The sequence below is a fragment of the Pseudomonas sp. BF-B-26 genome (assembly GCF_019956495.1).
Lineage (GTDB): Bacteria > Pseudomonadota > Gammaproteobacteria > Pseudomonadales > Pseudomonadaceae > Aquipseudomonas.
This window is the reverse complement of record NZ_JAHBDP010000087.1, coordinates 1-13,488: the sequence shown is the minus strand read 5'-3', so window position 1 is coordinate 13,488 and position 13,488 is coordinate 1. Positions and strand designations below refer to the sequence as shown.

General features: G+C 59.5%; 14 protein-coding genes. 6 read left to right on the top strand and 8 right to left on the bottom strand.

Annotated elements, in window-relative coordinates; translation table 11 throughout:
* Positions 1-8: 8 nt before the first annotated feature.
* Positions 9-1,328, bottom strand: a complete 1,320-nt coding sequence (locus tag KGB03_RS31210; RefSeq protein ID WP_223528352.1) for a DUF5677 domain-containing protein — start codon at positions 1,326-1,328, stop codon at positions 9-11.
* 199 nt (positions 1,329-1,527) lie between these two features.
* Positions 1,528-1,764: a hypothetical protein gene (locus KGB03_RS19440; RefSeq protein ID WP_192410669.1), complete on the bottom strand. Its 237-nt coding sequence runs from the start codon at positions 1,762-1,764 to the stop codon at positions 1,528-1,530.
* 197 nt (positions 1,765-1,961) lie between these two features.
* Here KGB03_RS19440 and KGB03_RS19435 point away from each other — a divergent pair, with 197 nt between their 5' ends.
* Entirely contained in the window at positions 1,962-3,320 is a 1,359-nt protein-coding gene (locus KGB03_RS19435; protein ID WP_046046668.1) for an MATE family efflux transporter, read from the top strand.
* Positions 3,321-3,358: 38 nt separating this feature from the next.
* Here KGB03_RS19435 and KGB03_RS19430 read toward each other — a convergent pair whose 3' ends face one another.
* The 5 genes from KGB03_RS19430 to KGB03_RS19410 form a co-directional block, all read right to left on the bottom strand.
* Positions 3,359-4,060, bottom strand: coding sequence for a VIT family protein (locus KGB03_RS19430; protein WP_223528350.1), 702 nt, complete (start codon positions 4,058-4,060; stop codon positions 3,359-3,361).
* 69 nt (positions 4,061-4,129) lie between these two features.
* Complete coding sequence (locus KGB03_RS19425; RefSeq protein ID WP_223528348.1) at positions 4,130-5,101, bottom strand: FAD:protein FMN transferase; 972 nt, start codon at positions 5,099-5,101, stop codon at positions 4,130-4,132.
* Positions 5,085-7,265 (bottom strand): PepSY domain-containing protein, encoded by a 2,181-nt coding sequence (locus KGB03_RS19420; RefSeq protein ID WP_223528344.1) that lies wholly within the window; start codon positions 7,263-7,265, stop codon positions 5,085-5,087. The genes KGB03_RS19425 and KGB03_RS19420 overlap by 17 nt, the downstream gene beginning before the upstream one ends.
* A 25-nt stretch (positions 7,266-7,290) precedes the next feature.
* Entirely contained in the window at positions 7,291-7,761 is a 471-nt protein-coding gene (locus KGB03_RS19415) for a DUF2271 domain-containing protein (RefSeq protein WP_218536140.1), read from the bottom strand.
* A gap of 92 nt (positions 7,762-7,853) precedes the next feature.
* Positions 7,854-8,177: a PepSY domain-containing protein gene (locus KGB03_RS19410; protein ID WP_223528341.1), complete on the bottom strand. Its 324-nt coding sequence runs from the start codon at positions 8,175-8,177 to the stop codon at positions 7,854-7,856.
* Positions 8,178-8,309: 132 nt separating this feature from the next.
* On the opposite strand from KGB03_RS19410, the gene KGB03_RS19405 reads away from it, so the two are divergent.
* The 3 genes from KGB03_RS19405 (at position 8,310) to KGB03_RS19395 (ending at position 11,116) form a co-directional block, all read left to right on the top strand.
* Positions 8,310-8,969 (top strand): response regulator transcription factor, encoded by a 660-nt coding sequence (locus KGB03_RS19405; RefSeq protein WP_218536144.1) that lies wholly within the window; start codon positions 8,310-8,312, stop codon positions 8,967-8,969.
* Positions 8,966-10,309, top strand: coding sequence for a sensor histidine kinase (locus tag KGB03_RS19400; RefSeq protein WP_223528338.1), 1,344 nt, complete (start codon positions 8,966-8,968; stop codon positions 10,307-10,309). Before KGB03_RS19405 ends, KGB03_RS19400 begins: the two co-directional genes overlap by 4 nt.
* A 123-nt stretch (positions 10,310-10,432) precedes the next feature.
* The gene (locus KGB03_RS19395; RefSeq protein ID WP_223528335.1) at positions 10,433-11,116 is read left to right on the top strand and encodes a phosphoribosyltransferase; all 684 of its coding nucleotides are present in this window, start codon (positions 10,433-10,435) and stop codon (positions 11,114-11,116) included.
* A gap of 1 nt (position 11,117) precedes the next feature.
* Here KGB03_RS19395 and KGB03_RS19390 read toward each other — a convergent pair whose 3' ends face one another.
* Positions 11,118-11,873 carry an SDR family oxidoreductase gene (locus KGB03_RS19390; protein WP_223528333.1) on the bottom strand — a complete coding sequence of 252 codons (756 nt, stop codon included), beginning with the start codon at positions 11,871-11,873 and terminating at the stop codon, positions 11,118-11,120.
* 206 nt (positions 11,874-12,079) lie between these two features.
* On the opposite strand from KGB03_RS19390, the gene KGB03_RS19385 reads away from it, so the two are divergent.
* Both KGB03_RS19385 and KGB03_RS19380 read left to right on the top strand, forming a co-directional pair.
* Positions 12,080-12,649, top strand: coding sequence for a YceI family protein (locus KGB03_RS19385; protein WP_223528330.1), 570 nt, complete (start codon positions 12,080-12,082; stop codon positions 12,647-12,649).
* 84 nt (positions 12,650-12,733) lie between these two features.
* A complete protein-coding gene (locus KGB03_RS19380; protein ID WP_192410681.1) occupies positions 12,734-13,423 on the top strand; it encodes a GNAT family N-acetyltransferase in 690 nt (229 codons plus the stop codon).
* The last annotated feature ends 65 nt before the right edge of the window (positions 13,424-13,488 follow it).

Sequence of the window (13,488 nt, the reverse complement as noted above, 5' to 3'; positions counted from 1 at the left end):
TTTTACTCTCAATTTCTCTTCCCTCTTCTAGCATTGAAGAGAGATTTTTCCGATTGCTGAAGCTGAAACCTAACTCGAGGAGTAATCCGAGAGAGTTTCTTTTTTGAATTCTTGATGTGTTCACGAACATCCGAAGAAAAATTTTGAATAACCATATTCATAATTAAAAGATCGGCGCTTTCTGTTTCTACGCAAAGTTCTGCAATCAATGTTGATAGAGACCCCGCGACGTAGCCCATAGCTACTTCGCATCCGAAGGCAGGTGAGATCTCGTCACTATACTCGACATTCATCCCCAAACTAATTCTTGTTAGAGCTGCTAGTGCGCCTCCGTGAGTCGCACTATTAGCGTACTGATAGCCTTGCCTCAGCATCCCCATTTCAACAAAATCTTCCAACTCTCGAAAGGTGACTCTTGCTCGACCTAGTTCTACCGCTGCCCATCCCAAATCTTTGGCAAAGGATGGGCCAAAAATTTTTACCAGTTGCCGCTTCTGATTTTTTAGCGAACTTAAATATTTTTCATCCGCTTTATTCTTAGCCCCATTTGTACCCTCACTACAACCTGACTCAACCAGTCTCAACTCGTCAATTATGCTGTGTGCCAAGTACATTTGCGCACACTTATCAGATTGTTTGCTCAAAAAAATCGCAACAATACAAATTTCGTGAATTGATCGCCACCTCGCTAATGCACCATCGGCATACCCAGCTCGTGCAAGCGCTATGACTTCACCGACTACGCTATATACTCGTAAAACTACTCTATTCAACGCGAGTGCAGTGTTCGGATTGGCGTACGGCCCACTCTTAATTTCAGATGCAGTCCCGTCCCACTCTACCACTAGATGTCTTAGCATATTTAACTGATCTACGGCTTTCCCCCAAAGCTTTTCAACTGTGCTAGCGCGCAACTCCTGTGTTTTATTAAGATATTCAGTGTGCTCCATCGCTTGGGTGAGTAGCTCCATTCCGATTAAATCGGCCATCTTCTCCAATGTAACTTGGACAGCCTGTGGTAAAGCTTCAGTTATTTGCGCTCCGACCTCCTTAATTGTGTCTTTTAGATCCTCTATAAGGCAGGTAATCGTGGCCTGTATTTCTTCTCCTGTCTTGCCGAACGAGCATGGGATATCTAAATCAATTTTAATGCTGCCATCTTCGGCATTACTAAGCGCATTTATCAACGCTTTCAAGTCGGACTCGTCGCAGGCCAAACCCAGCCGCATAACCGACTTAGACATAGCCATCGGCAAAACATTTTCGGGTGCTACGGTTTGCTCCATAGCCTTATCCAATTGTTCCTGTATTCCACACGGCTTTTTCACTGTCGACTTCCGTTTCAAATAAGAACATTTCATTGTCCCCCCGTACGCAAGTAGACAGGGGCTAGTCACCCTTCATGATGACGACAAAGCCGGTAACGAGTCCACTGTTAGTGGAGGATGAATTTAGTAGAAAACCAACGTCCGATTTTGGCCGATTCTTGCCCGTCATGAGGGGCAGAAAACGACCCGCTGCTGCCATTCATTCATCCCTGAGCCTGTCTCGTGCCATACGCAATATCTCTGCGTAGTTGCCTTCCATTGGAAGGTTCAGGTGTTTTTCAAATACGCAGCATAGGTTCCATAGGGCCCTTTGCTCAGCTTTGTCTTCAATTGCCAAATTATCGGTATCACTGAAACGACGGATAAACTCAAACAGCACGACCGCTTCGTCCGGCGAAAGGGGAATGGAAATGGTTGTGTCGAGTGGTGAGGGCATCAATAAACTGCCTTAACTGCGTTATGGATTGATGAGTAGTCTGTGGGCGTGCGTCGAATTGCGCTACCCCGATGTCTGCTTTTGGCCGAAACCAGACATTACTCACGCTACCAAAATCTTCGAAATCGAATCGGGTGGTGCCCAGTCCCCTAGCGTAGAATTTCCAAAACACGAGCCCACCCCGAGACGGACCCTCAATGCAAACCCCTGCCACCCAACACCCCCTCTGGAAAACCTACCTCCTTTTCCTCGCCCCCATGGTCCTCTCCAATTTCCTCCAATCCATGTCGGGCACCATCAACAGCATCTATATCGGCCAAATGCTCGGCACCCAAGCCCTGGCCGCCGTGTCCGGCATGTTCCCCATCGTCTTCTTCTTCATCGCCCTGGTCATCGGCCTCGGCGCGGGTGCTGGCGTGCTCATCGGCCAGGCCTGGGGCGCGCGTGAGCCGCATCTGGTGAAAACCATCGCCGGCACAACCTTGTTGTTAGGCGCAATGATCGGCCTGACAGCGGCAGTACTCGGCAGCGTATTCGCAAGGCCAGCCCTGGAAGGTTTGGGCACACCGGCCGACGTTATCGACGACGCCGTGTCCTACGCCCACGTGATGATGTGGATCATGCCGTCGCTGCTGGTTTACGTGCTCTTTACCCAACTGCTGCGCGGGGTGAGCGATACGGTGTCGCCGCTGATTGCGTTGGTGGTGTCGACGTGTATCGGGTTGGCGCTGACGCCGGCGTTGATTCGGGGTTGGTTCGGGTTGCCGATGATGGGGATTCAGAGTGCGGCGTATGCGGGGTTGGCGGGTAATTTGTCGGCGATGGGGTGGCTGGCGTGGCGGTTGATTCGCAAGGGGCATCCGTTGGCGCCGGATCGGGAGATGTTTGCGGCGATGCGGCTGGACCTGGTGATTCTTGGCAAGGTGTTGCGCATCGGGTTGCCGACCGGGTTGCAGATGGTGGTGTTGTCGGTGTCGGAGTTGGTGATTCTGGCGCTGGTGAATCAGCACGGTTCGCAGGCGACGGCGGCGTATGGGGCGGTGACGCAGATCGTCAATTACGTGCAGTTTCCGGCGCTGTCGATTGCGATCACGGCGTCGATCCTCGGTGCTCAGGCGATTGGGGCAGGGCGGCTTGAGCGGATGGGGCCGATTCTGCGCACGGGGCTGTTGATCAATGTGTGCCTGACCGGTGGTTTGGTGGTGTTGGGTTATCTGTTGTCGCACTGGTTGCTGGGGTTGTTCCTCACGGATGATTCCACCCGGGCGAAGGCGGAGCATCTGTTGCACATCATGCTGTGGAGTCTGTTGGTGTTCGGCTTCCAGGCGATTGTCGGCGGCATCATGCGCGCCAGCGGCTCGGTACTGGTGCCGATGGCGATTTCGATTTTTTGTGTGGTCGGGGTGCAATTGCCGGTGGCGTATGTGCTGGACGGGCACTTCGGGTTGCAGGGAGTGTGGATGGCGTTTCCGGTGGCGTATCTGGGGATGCTGGTGTTGCAGACGGCGTATTACAAAATGGTCTGGCAGCATCAGAAGATCGAGCGGTTGGTCTAGGGGCACGGGCGCCCCTTTGTTTTTGCAGGGCGCCCCCGCTAGACCACTGCGCCAAACAAGTGCCCCACCAGTGCCGTAATCCCCATGGCCAGAGCCCCCCAGAATGTCACCCGCCAGGCGCCGGTCAGGACCTTGGCCCCGCCTGCCTTGGCGGCAATGGCGCCCAACGTCCCGAGAAACACCAATGACATGCCCGAAATCCAGGGCACCACGCTTTGCTCCGGCGCGACAAACGTCACCGCCAGAGGCAACGCGGCACCCACCACGAAACTGGCGGCGGAGGCCAGGGCGGCCTGCAAGGGTTTGGCGGTGAGGGTGGCGCTGATGCCCAGCTCGTCCCGGGCGTGAGAGCCTAATGCGTCATGGGCCATCAATTGATCGGCCACTTGATGCGCCAGTTCGGGTGATACGCCGCGATGCATGTAGATGTTGGCCAGTTCGATGTGTTCGGCTTTCGGGTCGCTCGCCAGTTCTGCCCGTTCGCGGGACAGATCGGCGCGCTCGGTGTCGGCCTGGGAGTGTACGGAAATGTACTCGCCAGCGGCCATGGACATGGCACCGGCCATCAACCCTGCCATACCGGTGACCAGCAACGTGGCGTGGCTGGCGTTGGCGGCCGCGACGCCGATCAGCAGGCTGGCGGTAGAGACAATCCCGTCGTTGGCGCCCAGGACGGCGGCGCGCAGCCAGCCGATACGATCGCTTCGGTGTGCCTCGGTGTGCCGGTGCATGAATTTCATTGTTTAACGGGACTCCCTGTCATTGGGCGGTTTAAATCGGGCGGGTTTCGAGCGGTCCGGCAAATGGCGTCAGCGGGTTTCAATCTGCGCCTGCAACTGGCCGCCGACAATGGATATTTCTTTGAACTGTTCACCCTCGCGCAGCACGAATAACGCGTCCATCCCGCGCTCCTGAGCCAGGCGCGGGCCCTCGGTTTCGCCCAGGACCATCAGCGCCGTGGCCCAGGCATCGGCGAGCATGCACGAGGCCGCCACCACGGTGACGGCGGCGAGCGGGTTGCACAGCGGCGCGCCGGTGGCCGGGTTCATCGTATGAGCATAGGACTGACCGGCCACGTCCACCCAATGTCGATAGTCCCCGGAGGTCGCGATAGCGGCATCGCCAAGTTCCATCACGCCCATGACTTCACGCACGCCCCGGTTGGGCTTTTCCAGGGCCACGACCCAGCACTGGCCGTCAGGCTTGACGCCCCGGGCGCGCATCTCGCCATCGATGCCGACCAGGTAGCGGGTAATGCCCAAACCCTCCAGGCAACGCGCCAGTTCATCCACGCCAAACCCTTTGGCGATGCCACTCAAATCAAGGTTCAGCGGCATGCACTTGCGCACCTGATTGCGTTGCGGGTCAACCACCAACGCGGCGCTGGCTGACAGCCGGGCGCCGGGCGCAATCGTGCCGATCGCTTGCTCGGTGACTGTCTGTTCCTCGGGGCCGAATCCCCAGGCGTTAACCAGATCACCGACAGCGATGTCGAAAGCGCCGCCGGATTGCTGACTGACGCGCAGTGCAGCAGACAGCACCGTGGCCAGTTCCTTGGGCACGGCCACCCATTCCTGCTCGGGGGCGGCGTTGAGACGGTTGAGGTCCGAGTCGGGTTTCCAGGTGGACATTTGCTGGTCCACCCGGGCCACGGCGCGCGCCAGGCGATGGCCAACGTCGTCGGTATCGATCCCGGCCCCGGCATAAAACAGGGCGGTGTAGCGGGTGCCCATGGTTTCGCCGTTCAGGCTATAGCGCTGCAACTCAGTAGACGTCTTCACGGTAGCGTCCTTGTGCTTTGAGCGTCAGCACACTCAGGTTGAGAGGTGCCAACACTTCATCGAGGGCCTGCATCACGCCTTTGGCCATTTCGCGGCTGCCACACACCAGCACCTGGGCACCTTTTTCAATCAGTCGGCGCAAGGCCAGGGCATCGCTGATCAGCCGGTCTTGTACGTAGCTGCGGTCCTGAACCTGAGAGAAGGCGGCGCGCAGTGCTGTGAGGCGTCGGTCCGACAGGTATTGGTTGAGCTCCGGTTCATAGAGGAAATCCGAGGCCGGGTTGCGTCCGCCCCAATACAAGTGCATCGGGTGTCGGGCCTTGTTGTTGCGGATAAAACCGGCCAGGGGACCGATGCCGGTACCGGCGCCGATCAGGATCACCGGGTGCGTGCCCGATGCCGGACGAAATTGCGGGTTGGGCTGGATAAAGGCGTCGATCTGCGCGCCGATGTCCAGGCCATGAAGGAATTCCGAGCACATGCCGCCGTTGTGTTTACGCACGCAGATCTCCAGCACGCCATCCTGCGAACCGCTGGCCAGCGAGTAGAAACGCGGGATCGGGCTGCCCGGGGGCAGAATCCCGACCAGGTCACCGGCCAGAAAGCCCGGCAACTCGCCGTCGGCTTTGAAGCGCAGTATGTGGGTCGGCGCATTCACCTGTTCGCCATAGGCAATCCGCTCTGTCAGCTGCAATTGATGGGTACGCGGCTGCTGCGGGGTGTGAACCAGCGTCAGGTCCTGCCCCAACACTTCGCCCAACGCGTGGCCCCAGCGCGCAAATTCCTGAGAGGACTGGCGGTTGATGGTTTCGAGGCCCAGTAACGGCGAGCCACCGGCCTGCAACAGTGCGTCTTGCACCTGATGGGCGTACTGACAGAACTGCGCAAACTGGCGGTCGCCCAGGCCCAGCACCGCAAAGGGCAGGCCGGGCTTGAGGCCGGTTTTGCCCAGCCGCGCCAGGAACTGCGAAGCCGAGGCCGGCGCATCGCCGTCACCGTGGGTCGCGGTGAGGATGAACACCCATTGGGCATTGCGGTAATCGCCGACCCATTCATTCATCGCCGCGCTATGCACCTTATGACCACTCTGGTGCAAGGCTTCATGCAAGGTGTTGGCGAAACCCCAGGTGCTGTTGTTTTCACTGCCCACCAGAATCACGCTGTCGGCTGAGTGGGCAGGGCTGTTGTGGCGGATGTTCGGGCCAGCCTTGCGGCGGCGCCACCACAACAGGATGCCGGTCACGCTCATCAACGGCACGCAGAGGGCGCAGAGCCCCAGCGGCAGGCCCAGCCACCAGAGGCCTTCGCCGGTGTGCAGCTGATAGATCAATTCGTAGAGGTTGTGCATCGAGTCGTGGGCTTGATAGGACAGCAAAGCGCCGCTGGCCTGATCCACGTAGCCGTCGCCCTGGGCCGTGCGCAGGGAAAACACGTCTTGCGCATTATTAGGGCTGGGGTAGACCAGCTCGCGCAGGTCGTTCAGGTCGGTAGCCTGCAACGCTTGCAGCTTCGCCACCGGCAAGGCCGGGCCGGCGCTGACGTGGGCGGGGAAGGCGGGTTCATTTTGACTGCCGTCGGCGATAAAACCAAAAGTGGTGGCGGACATGTAAAGCCCGGTCAATGCCGACAGCAGCAGCCCGAGCAAGGCCAGTCGCCCGACTTCAGCATGCCAGCGCTGGCTGAAGGTGCCCCGCAGTGGCCGCAGCAGGTTGCGCCAGCCGCCCAGGCGCCGGGCCAGCAATAGCGCACCGGACACCGACAATATCAGCATGAACAGCGCGCCGACACCCGACACTCCATGACCCGGCGTGCCAAGGAACATCGAGCGGTGCAGCTCTTTCACCCAACGTGAGAACGCGGAGGGCTCGTAAGGTGCGAGGCCTTGGCCGGTCAGTGGGTCGACCTTTTGTGCCCCGGCCTGGCCGTTCTGGTTGTAGTAGACGATCACCGTCCCGGACGCTGAGCGCTGAATCTGCTCCACGCCCGGGAAGTGGTTGGCAACGCGCCCGGCCAGTTGGCCGACGTTGAGTTGTCCGGCGGGAGTGGACGTGCTGTGCAGGCGTTCCAGGGCCGGGTCGACAGACAGGATCGCGCCGCTGATGGCCAACAACATGACCAACAGGGCGGCGATCAGGCCAGGTAGGGAATGGAACTGACGAAGCATGTTCAGCCTCCAGTAATGGCGGGTGCTACAGATCGTAAGTAAAGGCGTCGACGTAGGTACTGCCGGTCGCCGGCTTGCCTGCGCCCTTGGACGTCAGGGGCACGCTGACATCGGCGCGGGCGTCACGTTTGTCCTCGACGGCGCTGTCGATGCGGATCTGATACCCGGCATCAATCAGGGTGTCTGCCAGTTCGACGCTGACTTTGAGCGTGCGCCCACTGCCGACACTGGCGCCGCTGACCCCGTCAAACTCGCTCGGGTTCATCCCGCTGCCACGGGCCCAGTCGCCCAGGTGCTTGTAGTACTTGGCCTTCTTGCCGGCCACCCAGAGGGTTTTCTGGTATTGGCCATTGGCGTCGGTGACGTAGATCGCCAGGTAGGCATCATTGCCGCTGTAGTCCTTGAGCTGTGTGGTCAAGGTCACTTCACGGGCCTGGGCCAGCCCCGGCAGGGCAATGGCGCCGACGAGGCAAGTTGCTGCGATGATCTTTTTCATGGCGGTGTCCTTTTGATCGTTAGGTCGAGAGCCTGGACCTGCTTGCTGACAGCAACCTGAAGCGCAGGAAAAACTCATCGACAGGTGAGGCGTCATTCGCTGAGCGAAGTGCCGAGGTAGTCCCTGGCATCGCCGTCGTCCCGGAAATGGATCTCGAGTGTGTGCAGGCGCAGCGATGCCGGTGAATAGCTGGCTTCGATGGCATTGCCTTTGCGGTCTAACCCCTTGAGCTCGTAACAACCGTCGTCGACCTTGATCCGCTGCACGCTCCAGCCGTACTGCCGCTCTACCTGCTGACGCAAGGTTTCGCGTGGTTGCCAGTCGCTCACCGGGTCGCTGCAGTCGTCATCGGCCAGGGCGTAACCGCTGAGCAGCAGACTCAACAGCGCGGCATTGGCAATAAAACCTGATTTCATGATCTGTCTCCTGCCGAGGTCGGCGTCTGTGGCATACCCTAAGGTGCATTCCTGACAACCAGCTGAATCTTCAGATTCATGTCAGGTAAGGCGTTTAAGGTGCTGCACGACAACCATCACAGGAGGTGCCAGATGCGGGTTTTATTGATCGAGGACGCACAAGGGTTGGGGGAGGCGGTGCGCGAACAGATCGCCGATGACGGCCACGCAGTCGATTGGGTGCAGCGCCTGGACCATGCGCGCAATAGCGTGCGCACCACGCCTTACGACCTGATCCTGCTGGACCTGATGCTCCCGGACGGTCGTGGGCTGGATTTTTTGCGTCAGCAACGCTCGGCAGGGGACGTGACCCCGGTGATTATCCTGACGGCCCAGGATCAGATTTCCGATCGTATCGCTGGCCTCAATGCCGGCGCCGACGACTACCTGGTCAAACCGTTCGACCTGTTTGAGCTCTCGGCTCGTGTGGCGGCGGTGGCTCGGCGTTATAGCGGCAATCCCAATCCGCAGATCAAGCTCGGTGATTTGCAGATCGACATGAGTGCCCGTACGGTGCAGCGGGCCGGTGCGACGGTGGATCTCACCGCGCGGGAGTGGGCGCTGTTCGAGGCGTTTGTGCAGCGCCCCAGCGCGTTGCTGTCCAAGTCGCAGCTGGAAGAACGGTTGTATGCCTTCGGTGCCGAAATCGAGAGCAATACCATCGAGGTCTATATCAGCCGTCTGCGTAAAAAACTCGGGCGCGACCTGATTGAAACCGTGCGCGGCATGGGCTATCGGTTGATGTCCGCATGAAGCCGCCGTCAAGCCTGCAAAAACGTCTCGGCCTGGGGTTGACGTTGGGCACGACCCTGCTTTGGCTGGCGGCGACCGTCGGCGCCTGGCTGGTGGTGCAACATGAATTGAACGAGGCCTTCGACAGTGCGCTGGAAGAGACTGCGCAGCGCATCTTGCCCTTGGCCGTGCTGGAAATCAGCAACCGGGAAAAACCCCGTGAAGCGCAGCATGTCGCCACCCTGAAAATGCACAATGAATACCTGACGTATCTGGTGCGCGATGCCAAGGGCGAGATCCTGATGCAGTCCCACGACGCCAACCCGAAGATCTTCAACAAACAACCGGTCGAAGGCTTTTCAACCACTAAAAAATACCGTCTGTACGGCGCCAGTGCGCTGCGTGAGACGGTGTTCATCGAAATCGCCGAACCTCTGAAACATCGCCATGAAGCCGCGCGGGAAGCGTTGCTTGCCTTGTTGTTGCCATTGCTGGCGCTGATTCCCATCAGCCTGTTTGGCACCTGGATGTTTGTACGCCTCAGCCTGCGCAGTGTATTGGCCTATCGGCGTGCCGTGGAGGCGCGCGGCGTGGGTGATCTGTCGCCGATCAACGTGGCGCGATTGCCAGCTGAAATCGGCCCGCTGGCCGAGGCGGTCAATCATCTGCTGGAGCGCTTGCGCAAGGCTTTGGAGGCCGAGCGCAGCTTTACGGCCAACAGCGCCCATGAACTGCGCACGCCACTGGCCGCGACCCTGGCGCAGGTCCAGCGTTTGCATCACGAAGCGCCCGAAGGCCCGTTGCGATTACGGGCGGCTAAAATCGAAAACTCGTTGCGCGAACTGACGCGGCTCTCGGAAAAACTCATGCAACTGGCCAAGGCCGAGGGTGGGGGGCTGTTGTCCGAAACGCCTCAGGACCTCATTCCGTTGCTGGCCCATGTGGTCGATGAGTGGAACCACAACAGTGGGCACCGGATCGAGTTGCACCTGCCAACCCAGGCCAGTGTGTATTCGGCGATTGATCCGGACGCCTTCGCCATCCTGTTGCGCAACCTGATCGAGAACGCGCTCAAGTACGGCGCGGCGGATCAACCGGTCGAAGTCAGCCTCACCGACCAAGCGATGCTGCGGGTGGTCAATGGTGGCCCGGCGGTGCCCGAGCCGGTGTTGCGGCGCCTTACCGAGCGCTTTGTGCGGGGTAACAGTGAAACCAGCGGGTCAGGATTGGGGTTGGCGATTGCCAAAACCATTGTGCAGGGTGTCAACGCGAGAATACGGCTGCTCTCGCCGGCGACAGGTCGAACGGATGGATTCGAAGTCTGCATCTGGTTTGCGCTCGCGGCGAATGTCGAAGGCTGAGGGCACTTGATAAAGGGCAGGAGCGTTATGGCCAAGCTTGATGTCAGCCACCGTCAGATCGACAATCCATGAGTGACCGTGTGATGCGAACCGACAGGCGTGATCGCCTGAGGAGGTTTTCAAATGAGTCCCTCATCGCCCACCCTCCTGCAGGACCGAGCCGCTGCCGGGCGACGTCTGGTGGAACCGCTGCTCAAGTACGCGCATCGCCCCGATGTCATCATCCTCGCCTTGCCCCGTGGCGGTGTGCCGGTCGCTTATGAAGTAGCCGCTGCACTGGACGTTCGTCTGGACCTGATGCTGGTGCGCAAGCTGGGCGTTCCGTCTCATCAAGAGTTCGCCATGGGCGCCATCGCCAGCGGCGGCATCCAAATCCTCAATGAACACGCGCTGCGGGTTCACCCGATTGACCCGGCCGCGTTCGATGACGTGGTCGCACGGGAAACCCGGGAGCTGTTACGCCGCGAGAAGGTTTACCGGGGAGCACGCGCGCCTGTGCAACTCAAGGATCAGGTGGTGATCCTGATCGACGACGGCCTGGCGACAGGCGCCTCGATGCTGGCGGCGATCCACGCGGTGCGTGCGCAAGCGCCGTCTCGCATCGTCGTCGCCGTGCCGGTGGCGCCGATTGAGACGGCGGAAGCGCTGCGCAGTGAGGTGGATGAGCTGATATGCCCGATCATTCCCGACTGGCTGATGTCGATCAGCCGTTGGTACATGGACTTTACCCAGACCTCGGATGCCGAGGTCATCAAGCTGTTGCAGCGGGCGTGGCAGCGAGAGTCCTGCGCCGCTCAGCACTGGTGACTCAAGAGGGATGCGCGATCTCTAGCCAGTCTTCAAACCGGGTCGCTCCAACAATAGGGTTATCGCCGGGCGTGAGGGACTTGTCATTGATCGGGGCGCCGAAGTAAGGAACCGTGTCATCCGGGACGGCTTCGCGCGGGTCGTTGGTGTGTTTCAGGTACTCACTCACGAACTCGACAATGGGGCGGCGATCCGGCCCGGCTACTTCCACGGTCTGATTGATCGGCGTTTTTTGAGCGATAGCCGTCAGTGCGGCCGCGACATCCACCGAGGCCACCGGTTGCAGGGCGGCGGAGGATAAATGGATGGTGTTGCCGTCCTCGCGACCTGAGTAAGCAATGGCACCAATGAATTCGAAGAACTGCGTGGCCCGCAGGATGGTGTAGGGAACACCCGAGGCCTTGATGAGTTTTTCCTGGGCCATTTTGGCCCGGAAGTAACCACTGTCGAGCATCCGTTCGGTGCCCACGACGGACAGGGCAACATGGTGTTTGGTGCCGGCTAGCTTCTCGGCAGCGAACAGGTTATGCCCGGCGGTCTCAAAGAAATGCAACGCCGCGTGATCCTCGAATGAGGGGGAGTTGGCCACGTCGACCACCACGTCGGCGCCCTTGAGCGCGCCCGCCAGGCCTTCGCCGGTGATGACGTTGATGCCGGAACTCGGTGACGCTGATATGACTTCATGCCCCAGATCCTGTAGGTTCTTGCAGACTTTGCTGCCGATCAGCCCGCTTCCTCCGATGATGACGAATTTCATGGCCGGTCTCCCGATGCGGTGTGTTGGGACTGTCATTAAACACCCTGGCAGCGGTCCTATCGGGGCGGCCATTGGCGTGGGCCGACAGGTGGTCGGAAGTCTGAGCCGCCGGTGGAATTAACGGCGTTTGTTTGCTTTAGTCCACCTATCGCTGGCTCACGTGTGCGGCACCTCAGCTCATGACGGGAGCCCAACCGGAGAGTCCCATGAAACACCGATTCCCGACCTGCGCCGTGCTGGTGGCCGCCCTTGCATTCGGCGCGTTGCCTTGTGTCCAGGCGGTCGAATACACGCGGGTCAATGAAACCGCCAGTACGATTTCCTTCACGTATAAACAGTTCTCTTCGCGGGTGTACGGTACGTTCCACAAGTTCGAGGCCACGCTTGATTTCGACACGGCGCACCCGTCGGCAGGCCGGGCCGCGCTCACCATCCAGCTCGACAGCATCGACGCCGGAAGCAGCGACGCCAACAGCGAACTGCAAAAACCAGCCTGGTTCGACACGGCAACGTATCCAGTGGCGACGTTTGAATCGACCGGCGTGAAAGTGCTGGGCAACAACCGTTACTCGATCACCGGCAAACTCACGCTCAGGGGCATCACCCATGAAGTGGAGGTACCGGTGCTCTTGAAGGCCGAGAACGCCATCGGGATTTTCGATGGCCAGTTAACCCTCAAGCGCAGCGACTTCAAAATCGGCGAAGGCGAATGGGCCGACAGTGTTGTCTCGGACAAGATCAATATCCGGTTTCGGATGGTTGCGCCGCAGCGGTAACTCGGCCAAGCGTGCGTGGCGTCGGTTATGATAGGCACGCCCGCGAACACACTCTTCACGTCCGCCCCAGAGTCAGAGCCACGAATGCCCCAGATCACCCATTTCAAAACCCCGTGCCCCGAGCACATCAATAGCCAGATCCTGCAGATGGTGGTCGATTACCTGACCGACATCAGCATGGTCGCTATCGCGCCGAGCAACCTGTTGTACAACGTGTACCAGTACGCGATCGGCTACGAGGTTCACCTCTATCTGGAGGCGTTGAACGGGGCGAAAGGGATTGCGGTGGAGTTGCTCGTCGCGACCGACGAAGACGATCCGGAGAAGGTCATCGGCTTCCTGCTGTACCTGCCGGTCAAGGACGATCCCGATGCATGCGGTGTCGCGTATATGGCGGTGAGTGCCAGCCATCGGCGCCAAGGTATTGCCCGGCGGATGCTGCAGGAAATGGTCGGCCGCTACCCGCATGCCGAACTGACGTGCGCGGTGGCCAAGGTGCCGTATTTTGAGGCCATGGGGTTTCAGGTGGTGGGCGTGCGCGCGACTCAAGTGCTGATGAACACCCGCGATCACGGCAGCGACGGCTTGATGGCTCTGCTGGACGTGGCGCCGATCTACAGCTCGCTCGAGGTGCGGCAGATTCATACGTACCTGCTGCAAAAACACGGCAAGCGCGCGATGCTCGATGCGGAAAAACAGCGTGACCGGCATCTGGACCAGATGACGCGCAAAGCCAATGAATTTGTCCGCGAGCGCCTGGGTGAACTCGGTTAACTGTGGGAGCGGGCTTGCTCGCGAAGGCGTTTGATCATTCAACATCAATATCGACTGGCCCGCCG

Excerpts from the sequence above, each read along its gene's own strand:
- KGB03_RS19395 (WP_223528335.1), top strand. The coding sequence starts at position 10,433 with ATGAGTCCCTCATCGCCCACCCTCCTGCAGGACCGAGCCGCTGCCGGG.
- KGB03_RS19420 (WP_223528344.1), bottom strand. The coding sequence starts at position 7,265 with ATGCTTCGTCAGTTCCATTCCCTACCTGGCCTGATCGCCGCCCTGTTG.
- KGB03_RS19385 (WP_223528330.1), top strand. The coding sequence starts at position 12,080 with ATGAAACACCGATTCCCGACCTGCGCCGTGCTGGTGGCCGCCCTTGCA.
- KGB03_RS19435 (WP_046046668.1), top strand. The coding sequence starts at position 1,962 with ATGCAAACCCCTGCCACCCAACACCCCCTCTGGAAAACCTACCTCCTT.
- KGB03_RS19415 (WP_218536140.1), bottom strand. The coding sequence starts at position 7,761 with ATGAAAAAGATCATCGCAGCAACTTGCCTCGTCGGCGCCATTGCCCTG.
- KGB03_RS19405 (WP_218536144.1), top strand. The coding sequence starts at position 8,310 with ATGCGGGTTTTATTGATCGAGGACGCACAAGGGTTGGGGGAGGCGGTG.
- KGB03_RS19440 (WP_192410669.1), bottom strand. The coding sequence starts at position 1,764 with ATGCCCTCACCACTCGACACAACCATTTCCATTCCCCTTTCGCCGGAC.
- KGB03_RS19430 (WP_223528350.1), bottom strand. The coding sequence starts at position 4,060 with ATGAAATTCATGCACCGGCACACCGAGGCACACCGAAGCGATCGTATC.
- KGB03_RS19380 (WP_192410681.1), top strand. The coding sequence starts at position 12,734 with ATGCCCCAGATCACCCATTTCAAAACCCCGTGCCCCGAGCACATCAAT.
- KGB03_RS19390 (WP_223528333.1), bottom strand. The coding sequence starts at position 11,873 with ATGAAATTCGTCATCATCGGAGGAAGCGGGCTGATCGGCAGCAAAGTC.
- KGB03_RS19400 (WP_223528338.1), top strand. The coding sequence starts at position 8,966 with ATGAAGCCGCCGTCAAGCCTGCAAAAACGTCTCGGCCTGGGGTTGACG.
- KGB03_RS19410 (WP_223528341.1), bottom strand. The coding sequence starts at position 8,177 with ATGAAATCAGGTTTTATTGCCAATGCCGCGCTGTTGAGTCTGCTGCTC.